The organism is Agrobacterium sp. 22-214-1 (assembly GCF_053522465.1).
This window is the reverse complement of record NZ_JBNWCK010000001.1, coordinates 781,913-795,784: the sequence shown is the minus strand read 5'-3', so window position 1 is coordinate 795,784 and position 13,872 is coordinate 781,913. Positions and strand designations below refer to the sequence as shown.

Genomic DNA, 13,872 nt, shown 5'->3' with positions numbered 1-13,872 from the left:
TGTGTGTTTGTGGATTAATATCGGAATAAAATTCCGAGTACAAAACGTAAAATAAATAATATTCGAATGGATAATCGAGAGATATCCATAGGGTATTCTTATTGCCTTTGTAGTGATTGAGTGAAATTTCGTGAAAATATACGAATTGTGAGCGTTGTCATCAAAAATAAAAGGGGAATATTCTATGATGAAGCACGCACTTTTGGCGTCATGCGCCATTGTGGTTTCGTTTGGAACGCATGCGGCAAAGGCCGCCACGATTACCTATGACGATAATTTCGGTGTGAAGACCGGCTGGCAGATGGCTTCCGACGATGCCTATCTCGGTTCGCGTGCGGGTTGTTTCGAAAGCCTGGTGCGTGTCGGTTATGACATGAAGCTGGAGCCAAGCCTCGCCGAGTCCTGGCAGCAGACTGATCCCAAGGTGTGGGAATTCAAGCTGCGCAAGGGCGTCAAGTTCCAGAACGGCGAACCGCTCGATGCCAAGGCCGCGGTCAATGCACTGAGCAATCTCTTAAAAGCACCCGTGCCCGCCCGTGCCTTCTCTCCGAAGCTGATTGCCGCCGTCGAAGCCGGCGGCGATGATGTGGTGAAGATCACGACGATCGAACCCTCTGTGCTGCTGCCGGCGCAGATGGCAAGCCCCGCCACCTCCATTCTCGCTCCATCCGCCTATAAGGACGGCAAGGTCGATCCGATCGGAACCTGCACCGGGCCTTTCAAGATCACCGAGGTCGATCCCAGCCAGCATATGGTTCTGACGGCCAATCACGACTATTGGGGCGGCATGCCGAAACTTTCCGGCGGCCGTGTCAATTTCGTGCCCGATGCCGACACACGCGCCACCCAGGTTCGAACCGGGGAAGCGCAGGTTTCGCGGCTCGTGCCGCCATGGACGGTCAAGACCATCGAATCCACCGATGGCGTCAAGGTCGCGCCAATCCCGTCGCCGCGTATCACCGAGTTGCTGCTGAACAATTCAAAGCCGCCTTTCAACAATATCAAGGTGCGCCAGGCGATCCAGGCCGCCATCGATACGGGTGGTATCGCCGAGAGTATCTATGAAGGCGTGGTCAAGGGCGCGACCATGCCTTTTGCGGCCGGCGAGCCATGGGCTGCAAAGGAAACCAAACCCGCTTATGACGTGGAAAAAGCCAAGGACCTTCTGAAAGAGGCCGGCGTTGCACCCGGCAGCCTGAAGGTGACGCTCCTTGCCTATACCGCAAAGACCGAACTCAAGGACGTCGCAGCGATCATCCAGGCGCAGTTGCAGGAAATCGGCATCAAGGTCGATGTCCGCGTTGCCGATTACAGCGCCATCGAGCCCGATATGCTGGCCGGCAACTTCGACATGGCGCTGCTGTCTCGCGGTTACGCCACCGATGTCGCCGAACCGGCCGGTTTCCTGAATGCCGACTACACCTGCGGCGGCAGCTACAATATCTCGCATTATTGCAATGCGGAGACGGACAAGCTGATCAAATCCGCCTATTCGGCGGGCGAACCCACCAAGCGTTACGCCATTTACGGCGAAGCGGCGAAGAAGATTTATGACGAAGCCGTCTCCGTCTTCCTCATCCATGAGACCGTGTTCGATGCCTATTCGGCAAAGCTCGAAAACTACAAGCCGCATCCGCTGAACTATTTTGTCATGACCAAGGATCTGGCGACGAAGTAAGTTGGTGCGATGGTGCTGATTGAGAGGGACCCGGTTCGCAAGAGCCGGGTCTTTTTTGTGATGAGGCCTTTAAACCTCTCCTCCGTCATTCCGGCCCTGAGCCGGAATCCAGCCAGCCCAAGTCCTTGGGCTGAAAGGAATCTTCCCGCCGTACATACGCACGTCGGCTGGTTCCGGCTCAAGGTCGAAATGACGGAGGAGGGGAACAGACAGGTTCACAAGGCCGGTGTGACGGCATGTGGATGATTCGCTTCATTAAATTGGAAAAATCTCCTCCGTCATCCCTGATTGAAAGGGATAGGGCGTTCGCCATCGGGGAGGAAAGAGGGACGGATGCCGTCCATAACCGTCACATAATTCAGCGTGAAGCGGGGCAGATGGGGCGATCCGGCGGCTGCAGGGATGAAGCGCCGCCGGTATCTCTTCGGATCAGGCGCGCGCTTCCGGCGTATAGCCTGCAGCGGTGATGATTTCGGCAATACGTGCTGCATCGGAGACGCCGCCAACCACAACCGTGCGGCTTGCCGGATCGGCATGCACGGCAGCGCCGGGAACGGTCTTTTCGATCGCGCCCTTGATCACTCCGGCGCAGTGACCGCAGGTCATGTCTTCAACGTGAAAAGAAAGGTCTGCATCGACCGGTGCCGTGGTGGTTTCGGCGTGATGCTGGTGAGCGGTGCACATAGGCGGTTCTCCATGGTTTGGAATTCTAACAGGAGGAGCCTGGACTATTCCAACGTGGGAAGGTCAAGCGCTTTATTCGCTGGCGCTCAACAAGTCTGCCACGACATCAGCTGCGCCAGAAGATCGGCATCAGCAGCACCAGAACCGTCAGGATTTCCAGACGTCCGAGCAGCATCAGGACCGAGAGGAGATAAAGCGCGGGATCGCTGATGGTGGAGAAATTGCCCGCCGGGCCGATGATCGGGCCGATGCCGGGTCCGACATTGGCGAGCGAGGTTGCAACGGCCGAGGTGGCGGTCAGGAAATCGTAACCCATCAGGCTCATGGCAAGGCTGCCGGCGATCCACAGCGCGATGAAGCAGCTGACGAACAGGAAGATCGTCCGGATCGTATCGGGATCGACCACCTGCTGGCCGTAACGCACCGAATAGACCGCGTTCGGATAGATCAGCTTCTTCAGCCCGGCGCGCACCACGTTGAACATGATGAGAAAACGATAGGCCTTGATACCGCCCGCCGTCGAGCCGGAACAGCCGCCCATGAAGGTTGCGAAAAAGGCGACGACGACGACGAAAGGCCCCCAGAGCGTATAATCGTCGCTGGCAAAGCCGCCGGTCGAAAGGATCGAGGTCATATTGAAGAAGGAATGGCTGAGCGCGTCATCCAGCGGCACGCCGTTCCTGAAATGATGGTAGACGCCGACCGCAATCGAGATCGCACAGAGATAACCGAGGAAGACGGCGATCTGCGGGTCGCGCAGCGTCTCCAGCCGCCGCCGTACGGCCAGCAGGATCATGACCGAGAAGGGCAGGCTGCCGAAGATCAGGAAGATGGTGGCGATCCACAAGAGCGCCGTATTGTCGAAATAGGCGAAAGACGCGTCATGGGTGGAAAAACCGCCGGTCGCGACCGTCGACATGGCATGGTTCAGCGCATCGAAATGCGACATGCCGGCAAAATCGTAAGCGATCGTACAGGCAAGCGTCATGATGATGTAAATGGCCACGAAAGCCCGGGTGAAGCTCGCCAGCCGCGCGAAAGGCCGGTCGTTGCCGGTATCGGAAGATTCCATGCGGAAGAAGGTCATGCCGCCGACGCGCAGCAGCGGCAGGATGAAGAGGCCGAGCGCCACGATACCGATACCGCCAAGCCAGCACAGCAGCGAACGCCACAGAAGGATGCCCTGCGGCGCGTTGTCGAGACCGGCAATGGCTGTAGACCCCGTCGTCGTAATCGCGGAAACGGATTCGAACAGGGCTTGGCCGAGCGTCAGGTTGAGTTCGGACAGGTAAAGCGGAACCGCGCCGACAATGGAAAACACCAGCCAGAGCAGGTTGACGAGCAGAAAGCCGAAACGTTTGTTGAAGGCAGCAATCGGGCCGCGCGTCGCCAGCGCGCAGGCAAGCGCAAAGCCCCCGCACATGAAACCTGACAGCGCAAACACCATCCAGTCGTCATTGCCGTAATAAAGATCGGTGAGCGCCGGCAGGAACATGGCCGTCGCCATGTAAAGCCCGAAGATGGACGCCACATATATGACCGAGCGCAGAAGGTTGCTGTTCAAGAAATGAAACCCGGAGTTTGTTGCCGCGCTGAAATGAGTCTTTGTCTCGGACGTCTTCCTATGGCATAGCGGGTGCCATTATGAATTTCAATGGATTGACTATCGTGGACAAGCAGCTTGTGGAAGCAGCGCGGCGAGAAGTGCGGGAAATATTCCCGGAAACGCCGTTGCAGTTGAATGAACATCTCAGCCGTCGGTATGGCGCGTCGATTTGGCTGAAGCGTGAGGATCTGTCCCCGGTTCGTTCCTACAAGATTAGAGGCGCATTCAACTTCCTGCGCAAGGCGGTCGCCAAGGCCGGCAAGAACAAGGTTTTCGTCTGCGCTTCGGCCGGCAACCATGCGCAGGGCTTTGCTTTCGCCTGCCGTCATTTCGGTGTTCACGGCGTTGTTTTCATGCCGGTGACGACACCGCAGCAGAAGATCGAAAAGACTCGCATCTTCGGCGGCGAATTCATCAGCATCCGTCTGGTGGGCGATATATTCGACCAGTGTTACGCCGCCGCCCGCAAATATGTTGAGGACAATGACGGCTACATGGTGCCGCCCTTCGACCATGAGGACATCATCGAAGGCCAGGCGACGGTCGCCGCCGAGATCATGGATCAGCTTCCGGAAGGCACGAAGCCGGATATCGTCGTCATGCCCGTCGGCGGCGGCGGTCTTTCTGCCGGTCTTTCGGGTTTTCTCGCCGGCACGGTCCGCAAGGAGAACTTCGTGTTCTGCGAGCCGGAAGGGGCGCCGAGCCTGAAGAAAAGCCTTGAACGCGGCGAACCGGTGACGCTCACCAAGGTCGACAATTTCGTCGACGGCGCCGCCGTCGCCCGCATTGGCGACCTGAATTTCAAGGCCCTGAAGGATTTCCCGGCCGAGCAGGTCATGCTCATCCCGGAAAACGCCATCTGCGTGACGATCATCGAGATGCTGAACCTCGAAGGCGTGGTGCTGGAGCCGGCTGGCGCGCTGGCGATTGCCGCGCTGGAGAAGCTCGGCCGCGAGAGGCTGGAAGGCAAGACGGTCATCGCCGTGGTTTCCGGCGGCAATTTCGATTTCGAGCGCCTTCCGGATGTGAAGGAACGCGCCATGCGTTATACGGGCGTGAAGAAATACTTCATTCTGCGCCTGCCGCAGCGCCCCGGCGCCTTGCGCGATTTCCTCAACCTGCTCGGTCCGGACGACGATATCGCCCGTTTCGAATATCTGAAGAAATCGGCCCGCAATTTCGGTTCGATCCTGATCGGCATCGAAACCAGCGCGAAGGAGAATTTCGCCGGCCTGCTGGAGCGCTTCGAAGCGGCCGGTCTCGGTTATGAGGACATCACCGAAAACGACATCCTGTCGAACCTGATCATCTGATCGGGGAGCGAAAGGCAGGGAAGGGCGGATCGCCTCCGCCCTTCAAAACTGACACAGATTGAGGGAGTGAAAGCCATGGCATCGTTTTTTTCCAAAATCCTCTCGGCCTTCGGCTCCGGCCAGCCGTCCTCCGACGCGCCGCAGAAGACGGCCCAGGCGGAGCCGCATGCGCATGGCGACTATCTGATCTATGCGACGCCGATCAAGGAAGGCGGCCAGTTCCGCCTGGCGGGGCGCATTGAGAAAAAGGCCGGCGATGAAGTGCTGGTGCATGAATTCGTGCGCGCCGACGTCTTCACCAGCATGGACGATGCGGTTGAGTTCACGATCCGCAAGGCAAAGCTCATCATCGACCAGAACGGCGCTTCGCTTTTCCCAGGAAAATGATGACGCATTCTTGCCGCGGATATTAAGATTCCGTTGTTTGCTTCGGCCTATCGTCTCTAGAGGGCATGGAGTCGCGCCAATCAACCCGCGCGATGTGGATCGATAGGGCATGTGCCGATGCAATGGGCAAATCTGGCCCTCTTTCTGACGGAGGCCATCGTCTATTTTTCGGTAATGACGGCATTCCTTCATTACCGGCATATTCTCGGCATCGGTGTTTTTCTCACCGCGCTGGGCGTCATGCATTTCCTGGAGACCTATCTGGCGGCCGTCTTTTACGTGCAGCTGCCTTTCGGTGTGGCGTCGCCCGGCTCATCGATTCTTTTTGCCGGCAAGCTGATGATGATCCTCATGCTCTATATGCGGGAGGACGCGGCGGTCGTTCGACAGCCGATCTACGGCCTGTTTCTCGGCAATATAGTGACCGTCGCCATGGCGCAGATCATCCGTTTCCATCAGACGGTGGCGATCGTTCCCGGGCAATCGATCAGCACCGCATTTCTGGATGAGATGGGCGTGCTGATGGTATGGGGAACCAGCCTGCTTTATATCGACGCCATCGCCATCATCCTGTTTTACGAAAAGCTGGGGCGTTATCTGCAGCGCCATATCGTGCTACGCTTCGCGATCTGCGGCGTCGTTATCCTGAGTTTCGATCAGGCGGGTTTTTATGGGGCGCTGCGATTGTTGTTCAACGCACCTCTCGATGTCTTTTACGATGGCTGGAAGGCGAAGATGGTGGCAGTCGGCATCTATTCGCTGTTGTTTGCCACCTATCTCTGGCTGACATCGGCCAAGGGCCGCTTTCTGACACGCCGCAGCGTTGCCGATGTCTTCAACGATCTCACTTTCAGGGAACGTTACGAGGAGCTTCTGTCCCGTTCCGGACGCGATATGCTGACCGGCGTATCGGACCGCGCCCGCATGGAACTCGATGCGCCCTCCGTTGTCGTGGAGTGCCTGGAGAAAAAGCGGCCGGTCAGCGTGCTGATTGTCGATATCGATCATTTCAAGACCGTCAACGATACGTTCGGGCACCTGCAGGGCGATGATATCTTGCGGGAATTCGCCGCCGTCCTGAAACGCGCCGTGCAGCCGCTGGGACATCTCTACCGCTTCGGCGGTGAGGAATTCGTGGCGCTCCTGCCGGCGATGACGCATGAAACGGCGCTGGCATTTTCGGACAGTCTCCGGGCCGCGATCCTTGCGGACCTGCAGCGGCCGGACGGTTCGCCGCTGACCGTCAGTATCGGCGTCGCCACCGCTTTCGAGGATGGACAGCTTTTCCGTGCGCTCTTGTCGGAGGCCGATGCGCGGCTCTATGCGGCAAAAAATAACGGCCGGGACTAGGTCCACGGCCGTTACGGAATGTGGGTCGGCTGATACCGGCAATCCTGGCCGGCATCAGCCCGACATTCGATGTGCCTCAGGCGGCCCGCGCCAGCTCGGCAACCTTGGCTTCAGCGGCGGCCACAGCCTTTTCGACGGCTTCCGGACCGAATGCCAGGCCTTCGACATAGATGACTTCCACATCCGTCATGCCCATGAAGCCGAGAACGGTCTTCAGGTAAGGAACGGCATGGTTCATCGATACGGCCGGGCCTTCGGAGTAAACGCCGGCAGCGGCCAGAACGATATAGACCTTCTTGCCGGTGGCGAGGCCGACCGGGCCGGTTTCGGTGTATTTGAAGGTCTGGCCGGCGCGGGCGACATTGTCGATCCACGACTTCAGGCCGGAATAAATGTTGAAATTGATGAGGCCGGTGCCGATGACGACGGTGTCGGCGGCCAGAAGCTCGGTCACCAGCTTGTCGGAATAATCGGCGGCAACCGCTTCTTCGGCGGTGCGCTGGTCGGGCGCCTTGCGGATGGCGGCGGTCTTGACGGTGTCGAGATGCGGGATCGGGTCAGCAGCGAGATCGCGGTGGACAAGGGTGTTGGAAGCCGACTTGGCCTTCAGCTTGCTTGCGAGTTCACCGGCAAACTTGTTCGAAACCGATTCGTCGCCACGCGGGCTGGAGGTGATGAGAAGAATGTTGGACATGGTCTTTCCTTGTATATGCGATGAATTGACGGGCGCCTTGGGAGGGCGGGAGAGCACGATGCCCTTCCTTTGCGCTCTATATGAAAAATTACTGCCATCAAGAAAACTGTGATAATGTGGAAGCAATCTATCGATGAAATGGATGGGACATGGACGCGAACCCAACACTCGATCAATTGCAGGTGTTTTTGACGGTTGCCGAGACCGGCAGTTTTTCCGCCGCGTCACGGGCGCTCAATCGTGCCCAGTCGGTGGTCAGCTACACCATCGCCAATCTCGAGGCGCAGCTTGAAGTGACGCTGTTCGAGCGCAGCGGCGTGCGCCAGCCGAAGCTGACGGATGAAGGCCGCGCCATGCTGGAGGATGCAAGGCGCATCGTCGCCGGCCTGCAGGAGATGCGCGCCCGCGCCAAGGGGCTGAAGCAGGGGCTTGAGGCGGAACTCTCGGTCGCCATCAGCACCATGGTGCCGGCGGAGGCCATGGTGGCCGTGTTGCGGGATTTTCGCCAGCAATTCCCAACCGTCACCCTAAGCCTCAATGTCGGCGAGCTGGGCATGGTCATGGAGATGGTGCTCTCCCGCAAGGCAGGTATCGGCATTGGCGGGGCGATGCTGCGCCAGGACGATGAACTCGTCGTCGAAAAGGTTGGCCATTCCTTCATGTTGCCGGTCGTCGCGTCGGATCACCCGCTGGCGCAGATCGAGCGGCCGCTGGGGCTTGCCGATGTGCGCGAGGAGGTTCAGCTTGTCGTCACCGATGCATCCGGCCTGACCAAGGGCCGCGATTTCAATGTCCTTTCCTACAAGACATGGCGGGTCAGCGATATCGCCACAAAATACCAGCTCATCAAGGGCGGTCTGGGTTGGGGCGGTCTGCCCGCATCGATCGTTCGTAACGACATCACCAATGGCAGCCTCAAGGCGCTTGAACTCGAGGCCTATGAACAGGGCGAATATCCGCTCTTTGCGCTGCGGCGGATCGATTCGCCCGCCGGTCCGGCCGGCCAATGGCTTGCCGAAGCATTTCAGCAACGCCTCTCTGCCTGCCCGAACCATAAGGATTTCAACGGGATGCTTGCGGCGCACAAGCAGAGGAGCATTTCTGTCGCCGCTGAGTGACATTGTCTAATTATATCTGGACCGAGCGGGCCACCTTCTCCCCGGTGGGGAGAAGAAACGCGCGGCAACCTCGGCGCTACGCCAGCAAGGCCAATTGACGTGGGCGGGTCGCCTGCCTATACCTAAACCACGGTCAGCAGTTCACCGAGGCATCGCCGTCCCGCAAGGGAAGCTAAACCTGCATTTTTAAAGTTTGACAGCACTTATCCCGTGCCATGTCGGAAGCCGGCGATCAGCGACACCTTTTCGGAATGGCACTTGAGGGTAAGTCATGCCACGTTCGATCCTTTCCATTGATATCGCCGACCTCTCGACTTTCGCCAAATCTGTCCGCGAACAGATCGGCAGGCTGGACCGAAAGCCAAGCCACGTGGAGATGCTCAATCTTCTGAGCCGGGCTGCCGGGTTCCGAAATTTCCAGCATTTGCGAGCCTCGCGCGAGCCATCCGATGACAGCGGACCATCCCGGCCAGAGATGCTGCCGGCCATCAATGAGGGCAGGGTGCTGAAGACCGTTCGCGTCTTCGACGCCGCCGGCCGGCTGATGCAATGGCCGGCGCGCCGCTCGCAGCAGGAACTGTGCCTCTGGTACCTATGGGCGAAAATTCCCGCCGGGCGGAGCTTTTCCGAGCGCGAATTCAGCAGCTTTCTGGATAGTCTGCACCTGTTCGGGGATGCGGCCATGCTGAGGCGCGACATGGTCGGCCTAAGGCTTATCCGCCGTAACCGTGACGGCAGCGATTATCGGCGCATCGAGCAGAAACCGCCATTGGAACTGCCGCTTCTGCTGCGAACGCTCAGTGGGCGCGAATAGGGAAATGCCCTCCCGACGACAAGTCGCCGGGAGGGCCTCTACCGTTAAAGAACCAGACGGAACTTCGCGAAACCTTCCGCGCCGTCGCCGGCATCCTCGATCTTTGCGCCCTTTATATCGGCCGCATAGTGGCGGCCCTTGGGGCCGGTCTCGAAGATCGCCGTGGTATCGGCCACCGGCGCGAAGGACCAGTTGGCATCCGCAGACGGGTTGATGGTGCCCTGATCGATGATATAGCGCACGATCACGTCACGGTTGGTATCGGGGGCCACGAAGATCACCTTGTCGCCGGCGATATCGGGGAATTTGCCGCCGCCGCTGGCCCGATAATTATTGGTCGCCACCACGAATTTCTGCTCGGGATCGATCGGCTTGCCTTCAAATTGCAGGTTGACGATGCGGTTGCTGTCCGGGTTGACCGCCTTGCCGTCCTTGTCGAATTTCGCCGGTTTGGAAATGTCGATCTGATAGGTCACGCCGTCGATGACATCGAAATTATAGGACGGGAAGTCCGCATTCAGCAGCGGCGCATCCTTTGCGCCGGCCTCGACCGTATTGAACATGCCGGCCGACATTTCCAGCCAGTTCTTCACCTGCGCACCGTTGATCAGCACCGCCTGCACCGTGTTGGGGTAGAGGTAAAGATCGGCGACGTTCTTGATGGCGATGTCACCGGCGGGAACATCGGTATAATAATCCGCACCGCCGCGACCGCCGGACTTGAAGGGGGCTGCCGCCGAAAGCACGGGCAGATCCTTATATTGCCCTTCCTTCAGCATGTCCTTGATGTACCAGGTCTGGGCATTGGAGACGATCTGCACGGAAGGGTCGTCGGCCACCAGCGCGAAATAGGAATAGAGCGGTGCGGAGGTCTTGCCGACGGGACGGCGCACATAGGCAAGGGCCGCCTCGTGATCGGCCTTGGCGGCGGCGAGGACTTCCGCCTTGTCCGTGAAATCGGCGACGACCTTGCGGTTTTCGTCGCGGTGGTAGATCGGCCGGGCTTCGGAGGTGAAGTCGACGATCTTCCAGCTCTTGCCGTCCTTTTCGAGCAGCAGGTCGATGAGGCCCATATGCGAGCCCCAGAAACCGGCCATTACCGCCGGCTTGCCCATCAGCGTGCCCTTGACGGCATCCGCACCCTCGATGCCGTCCCAGGTCTTCGGACCGGGGAAGACCAGATGCTGGTGCCCGGTGAAGATCGCGTCGATGCCTTCGACACCTGCCAGATAAAGCGAGGCGTTTTCCATGCGCTCGGTCTGGCCCTTGCCGTCGATACCGGAATGGGAAAGGGCGATGACGATATCCGCACCTTCCTCCTTCATGACCGGAACCCAGGCTTTTGCCGCCTCGACGATATCACGCGTCTGCGCCTTGCCCTCGAGGTTCTTGGAATCCCACATCATGATCTGCGGCGGCACGAAGCCGATGATGCCGACCTTGACCGGGCTCGTCACGCCGCCGCCGTCGCGGATCTGCTTTTCCAGAATGACATAGGGCTTGAAGAACAGCTCGTCGTTCTTAGGATCGGAAGCAAGCTGGCCCTTCGTGAGGTTGGCGCAGACGTAAGGGAAACCGGCGCCTGCCAGCGTGTTCGACATATAGTCGAGACCGTAATTGAATTCGTGGTTGCCGAGCGTGCCGCAATCGTAACCCAGCACATTCATGGCATTGATCACGGGGTGTTTGTCGCCGGCCTTCATGCCGCGCTCATAGGCGATATAGTCGCCGAGCGGGTTGCCCTGCAGGAAGTCGCCATTGTCCACCAGCATCGAGTTTCCGGCTTCGGCGCGGATGGTGTCTATGATCGAGGCGGTGCGCGCCAGTCCCATCGTGTCATTCGGCTTGTCGGCGTAATAATCATAGGGAAAGACGTGAACATGGATATCGGTCGTTTCCATGATGCGCAGATGCGCCTGGTTGGCCGCCGCACGCGCAGCAAAAGGGTGCAGCATCACCAGCGCCGAGGAGGCTGCTATGCCGCCCAGAAGCGAACGCCGGGTAATGGGGTGGAGAGCGAGAAGCGACGACATGGGAACTCCTTCGGATGAAGCTTGCTCTGTCTTGAAAAATGACAGGGTAGAAGCAATCGCAGAGGAGTCCATCACCAAAATGACAGGCCCGTGACAGATGGGCCGGTTTTCAACCGTTTGATAAATTTTTTATCGCGAGAGTGCGGCGCAGGTGTCGCCGCACCGGAGAATGCGCATCCTCCGTTCTGTGCATTGCCGTGCTCAGGATCAGCGGGCGAGGGTCGGTTTCACTTCTTCGTGGAAGAAGCGGAAATAGGAGGAGAGCTGCGCCAGCGTGTTGGTGGAAAGCTTGAGCTGCAGGCCGAGGCGGTTCATGTGCTGCCATTGCACGACGCCTTCGATGAAGCCGAGATCCTCACTCTGCACCTTGACCCGGCTGCCCTTGGCCGCGGCGAAAGGCCCGTCCAGCTCGAGCGCCATTCCGGTGGCGGAAAGATCGACCACACGCCCTCTGGTCGACTGGCTGAAATAATGCACGGTCGCAAAAATTCTGGTCTTGCTGCGGGGCGCGGTCCGTGTCGCCATATTGAGGTTGTTTGTCATTTCGCTGCTCAAATCAATTGTTTCCGATACCTGCATCATGGCGCGGAAAACTTGAGAGCCGTTTAGTTCTTCTCTTAAAATTGCATGTAATTGCCGATTATGCTGTGTCGATACGGCACTGATAGCAATTGTTGCGGGCGGAGCGCACATGCACATAAGCGACATCCGCGCGCTCCAGAAGGTGCCGCGCGCGCGAAACGATCTCGCCTGTCGCCGTCACCGCGCCGGTGCCGTAAACGATGCGGTCATCGGCTCCATAACCGCGCACGATATAATCGGGGCTGTCCAGCATCGGCGGAATGGCCCGCGTCTGCGGGTAGCGCTCACAGGCGTCGGCATGCAGAAACACCGGGCCCGTTTCCGCATAGGGCTGGAGCGAGGGAAAGGGTCGGTAGGCGAGGATCAGCATCCCTTCGCCTTCCCCGATCTGGGAAAGGCAGTGGCGGCAGGGCATGCCGCCGGGAGAAACGGCTTTCTCCGGCGGATTGCCATAGGCATCAGCGGCTCCAGACCGGTAGGCTTCGGCCTCCTTAGCCGGCATTGCAGTGAAAACGAGATCGGTCATGGCGGAGACCTCCTTGGTTGGGATCGGCGTTGCTTCTTTGCAGCTATGGTCCCGAAACGGATCACTATCCACCCGATTCTTGACAGGCGATGCAACCAGCCCATTGCGTGACTCGTTAGCTTCGGGAATCAGTGGCGCTCCTCGTTCCCGGAAGGTCTGATTTTATGTTCCGTCGTTTTCTGGCCGCCGTTCCGCTGGCTTTCGTTTCGTTGACGGCTCCGCTTGAGGCCGAGGCGCAGGTCGCCTCCGGTCTCGATGGCCTGTCCGACGAGCAGCTTCAGCAGGCGGTCAATTTCGTCATCGGCAATGCGATCTTCTCGCTTTATCACGAGGGCGCGCGCATGCTGATCTCGGATTTCGGAACGGCGGAAACGGCAAGTGTGCAGGCGCCGGCCGATCAACTGGCTGGCACGCTCATCCTCCAGGCCAACGAGGAATGGCTCGACACCGCGCTCGTCAATGCCACCGACAGCTGGTATCTGGCGCGTGAGGCGGAGACCTTGCCTGAGCATGAAGCCCCGGTCTTCTCCGCGCTGGTGCCCGACAGAAGCCGCGATCGCAACATGGCCTGCCTGATGGTCGGCCGTGACAAGGACGGTTATGGCGATCTGGCCGCCATGATGGGGCTCAACAATGCCGAATTCGACAAATGCGCCGCCGCCTATCCGGGCGTCGCTTCGGCCTGGGAGAATTTTCTGAGCCCCCACCGCAGCCAGACGCCTTCCAGATTTTCCGTCAGCTACGTGCCGCCGCGCGACCCGGAGCTTGAGCCCTACGCCATCATGATCAAGGAATCGAAGGTTCTCGATCTCATCAGCCGCAGTTTTAGCGGCTATGGCTTGAAGGAGGACGTCAAGCTGACGGCCAAGTCCTGCGGCCGTCCCGACGTCTACTGGTCGGCGGAAAAGCGCGAGATCACCTATTGCTATGAACTCGGCAAGTTCCAGGCGGAACTGATTGCCGATCATCTGCTGAACACCGTCACGGAAGACAAGGGTGCTGCCGGCGGGCAAATCCCGACGGCCGCCGCAAATCTGGAACGGGAAATCTGAGGCCGGATTGCAGAACGCTGGCAATCTGGCTTTCC

General features: G+C 59.0%; 13 protein-coding genes. 7 read left to right on the top strand and 6 right to left on the bottom strand.

The window, feature by feature from the left end; genetic code table 11:
- Positions 1-184 precede the first annotated feature (184 nt).
- Positions 185-1,678, top strand: coding sequence for an ABC transporter substrate-binding protein (locus ACQZ5G_RS04045; protein ID WP_448737033.1), 1,494 nt, complete (start codon positions 185-187; stop codon positions 1,676-1,678).
- 429 nt (positions 1,679-2,107) lie between these two features.
- Here the strand turns inward: ACQZ5G_RS04045 and ACQZ5G_RS04040 are convergent, their stop codons facing one another.
- Together ACQZ5G_RS04040 and ACQZ5G_RS04035 are read right to left on the bottom strand one after the other, a co-directional pair.
- Positions 2,108-2,362 carry a heavy-metal-associated domain-containing protein gene (locus ACQZ5G_RS04040; RefSeq protein WP_003521591.1) on the bottom strand — a complete coding sequence of 85 codons (255 nt, stop codon included), beginning with the start codon at positions 2,360-2,362 and terminating at the stop codon, positions 2,108-2,110.
- Positions 2,363-2,468: 106 nt separating this feature from the next.
- The gene (locus ACQZ5G_RS04035; protein WP_020811121.1) at positions 2,469-3,926 is read right to left on the bottom strand and encodes a TrkH family potassium uptake protein; all 1,458 of its coding nucleotides are present in this window, start codon (positions 3,924-3,926) and stop codon (positions 2,469-2,471) included.
- A gap of 80 nt (positions 3,927-4,006) precedes the next feature.
- Between ACQZ5G_RS04035 and ilvA the strand changes: the two genes are divergently transcribed.
- The 3 genes from ilvA (at position 4,007) to ACQZ5G_RS04020 (ending at position 7,018) form a co-directional block, all read left to right on the top strand.
- The gene (ilvA, locus tag ACQZ5G_RS04030) at positions 4,007-5,281 is read left to right on the top strand and encodes a threonine ammonia-lyase (protein WP_020811122.1); all 1,275 of its coding nucleotides are present in this window, start codon (positions 4,007-4,009) and stop codon (positions 5,279-5,281) included.
- Between the two features lie 75 nt (positions 5,282-5,356).
- The gene (locus ACQZ5G_RS04025; RefSeq protein WP_020811123.1) at positions 5,357-5,668 is read left to right on the top strand and encodes an HlyU family transcriptional regulator; all 312 of its coding nucleotides are present in this window, start codon (positions 5,357-5,359) and stop codon (positions 5,666-5,668) included.
- 117 nt (positions 5,669-5,785) lie between these two features.
- Positions 5,786-7,018, top strand: coding sequence for a diguanylate cyclase (locus tag ACQZ5G_RS04020; RefSeq protein WP_448737032.1), 1,233 nt, complete (start codon positions 5,786-5,788; stop codon positions 7,016-7,018).
- Between the two features lie 76 nt (positions 7,019-7,094).
- On the opposite strand, the gene ACQZ5G_RS04015 is transcribed toward ACQZ5G_RS04020, so the two are convergent.
- Complete coding sequence (locus ACQZ5G_RS04015; protein WP_448737031.1) at positions 7,095-7,712, bottom strand: FMN-dependent NADH-azoreductase; 618 nt, start codon at positions 7,710-7,712, stop codon at positions 7,095-7,097.
- Between the two features lie 149 nt (positions 7,713-7,861).
- Between ACQZ5G_RS04015 and ACQZ5G_RS04010 the strand changes: the two genes are divergently transcribed.
- Positions 7,862-8,830 carry a LysR family transcriptional regulator gene (locus ACQZ5G_RS04010; RefSeq protein WP_448737030.1) on the top strand — a complete coding sequence of 323 codons (969 nt, stop codon included), beginning with the start codon at positions 7,862-7,864 and terminating at the stop codon, positions 8,828-8,830.
- Positions 8,831-9,101: 271 nt separating this feature from the next.
- A complete protein-coding gene (locus tag ACQZ5G_RS04005; RefSeq protein WP_448737029.1) occupies positions 9,102-9,644 on the top strand; it encodes a DUF2087 domain-containing protein in 543 nt (180 codons plus the stop codon).
- Between the two features lie 44 nt (positions 9,645-9,688).
- Here the strand turns inward: ACQZ5G_RS04005 and ACQZ5G_RS04000 are convergent, their stop codons facing one another.
- The 3 genes from ACQZ5G_RS04000 to ACQZ5G_RS03990 form a co-directional block, all read right to left on the bottom strand.
- Positions 9,689-11,677, bottom strand: a complete 1,989-nt coding sequence (locus ACQZ5G_RS04000; protein ID WP_059752563.1) for a bifunctional 2',3'-cyclic-nucleotide 2'-phosphodiesterase/3'-nucleotidase — start codon at positions 11,675-11,677, stop codon at positions 9,689-9,691.
- Positions 11,678-11,884: 207 nt separating this feature from the next.
- Positions 11,885-12,220 carry a PilZ domain-containing protein gene (locus ACQZ5G_RS03995; RefSeq protein ID WP_003502271.1) on the bottom strand — a complete coding sequence of 112 codons (336 nt, stop codon included), beginning with the start codon at positions 12,218-12,220 and terminating at the stop codon, positions 11,885-11,887.
- Between the two features lie 97 nt (positions 12,221-12,317).
- Complete coding sequence (locus ACQZ5G_RS03990; protein WP_448737028.1) at positions 12,318-12,785, bottom strand: DUF1203 domain-containing protein; 468 nt, start codon at positions 12,783-12,785, stop codon at positions 12,318-12,320.
- 164 nt (positions 12,786-12,949) lie between these two features.
- On the opposite strand from ACQZ5G_RS03990, the gene ACQZ5G_RS03985 reads away from it, so the two are divergent.
- A complete protein-coding gene (locus ACQZ5G_RS03985) occupies positions 12,950-13,837 on the top strand; it encodes a DUF4344 domain-containing metallopeptidase (protein ID WP_448737027.1) in 888 nt (295 codons plus the stop codon).
- Positions 13,838-13,872: the final 35 nt, after the last annotated feature.